The organism is Micromonospora sp. NPDC057141 (assembly GCF_042670805.1).
GTDB lineage: Bacteria > Actinomycetota > Actinomycetes > Mycobacteriales > Micromonosporaceae > Micromonospora.
This window is the reverse complement of the sequence record NZ_JBHUVA010000168.1, coordinates 1-1,604: the sequence shown is the minus strand read 5'-3', so window position 1 is coordinate 1,604 and position 1,604 is coordinate 1. Positions and strand designations below refer to the sequence as shown.

Annotated in this window: 1 protein-coding gene and 1 pseudogene; both read left to right on the top strand. The window is 67.3% G+C overall.

Annotated elements, in window-relative coordinates; genetic code table 11:
- Window positions 1-42 precede the first annotated feature (42 nt).
- Window positions 43-1,478 (top strand): IS3 family transposase gene (locus tag ACFT41_RS32245; RefSeq protein WP_377590536.1). Its coding sequence is split into 2 segments (ribosomal slippage): window positions 43-373 and window positions 373-1,478, totalling 1,437 coding nucleotides; the frame shifts between segments, so codons are not numbered across the junction.
- A gap of 32 nt (window positions 1,479-1,510) precedes the next feature.
- Window positions 1,511-1,604 (top strand): annotated as a pseudogene (locus ACFT41_RS32240) (IS5/IS1182 family transposase); the annotation flags it as partial.

Genomic DNA, 1,604 nt, shown 5'->3' with positions numbered 1-1,604 from the left:
CTTGAAACGTTGAGCTGAGGGCGAGCGAGGAGACCACCACCGGTGGGTTCGAACAGTGAGGTGCCTGACCCGGAGGTTCCGGCGAAGGCGAGGTCGCGTACCTACTCGGCCGCGTACAAGGCGCGGATCCTGGAGGAGTACGAGTCGCTCGACAAGGCGGGTAAGGGTGCGTTGCTGCGGCGGGAGGGCCTGTACTCGTCGCTGATCACGACATGGCGTCAGCAGCGGGATCAGGGTGCCCGGCAGGCTCTGGCCCGTCCGGCGGGGCGTCCGCCGGGTGATGCGCGGGACAAGGAGTTGGCCCGGCTGCGGCGGGAGAACGAGCGCCTCGCGGCGGAGCTGACCACGGCGCAGACGGTGATCGAGGTCCAGGGAAAACTCTCCGCGCTGCTGGGTCAGCTCGCGACCAGCAGCGGCCCGGACTCCGGGAGCGAGCCGAGGTCGTGATCGACGCGGCGATCGTCGAGTTGACCGCCGTGCTGGGTTCGGTGCGCAAGGCGTGCGCCGTGGTCGGCCGGCCGCAGGCCAACCACTACCGGCGGCACCGCAAGAGCCCGAAGCCCGAACGGGTGCCGCGGGAGCGTAAGCCGCAGCCTCGGGCGTTGTCACAGTCTGAGCGTGACAGTGTGCGTGCGTTGCTGAACCATCCCGAGCATGCCGACAAGGCGCCGGCCACGGTCTACCACGAGTTGCTCGACGAGGGCGCCTACCTCGCGTCGGTGTCGACGATGTACCGGATCCTGCGCGAACACGGCGAGGTCCGCGAACGCCGGGCACAGGCCACCCATCCGGCCCGCGTCAAGCCGGAACTGGTCGCCACCAGCCCGAACACCGTCTGGTCCTGGGACATCACGAAACTGCACGGCCCGGTGAAATGGCAGTACTTCTACCTGTACGTGATCATCGACATCTACAGCCGGTACGCCGTCGGCTGGCTGCTGGCCGACCGTGAGAGCAGCGTGCTCGCCGAGAAACTACTGGCCGACACGATCGTCAAGCAGGGCGTCGACCGGGACACGCTGACCATCCACGCCGACAACGGCTCCTCGATGGCCTCCAAACCGGTGGCGTTCCTCCTCGCCGACCTCGGCGTCACCAAGAGCCACTCCCGGCCGCACACCAGCAACGACAACCCGTACAGCGAAGCGCACTTCAAGACGCTGAAGTACCGGCCCGGCTTCCCCGACCGCTTTGACAACATCGAAGAAGCCCGCGCCTTCTGCCGCGACTTCTTCACCTGGTACAACACCGCGCACCGGCACTCCGGGATCGCCTGGCACACCCCGTCCAACGTCCACCACGGCCACGCCGGCACCGTCCACGCGGTCCGTGTCGAGGTCCTGACCACCGCCTACCAGCGCCACCCCGAACGCTTCGTCCGTAAACACCCCGAACCAGCGGCCCTGCCCGCTGCGGCATGGATCAACCCACCCGCCGAACACCAGGACGACCAGCAGATTCACTCAAAGAAACCCTGACCAACCCGCCTCAAAAATCTTGACACGTTCCGATGCTGCACCGACGCCTCGTGCGCGAGTACGAGAGCAAGCCGGCATCGTCGGTGTCGCGCACCCTCTGGGCGTCGATGGCGAACATGGCCCGCC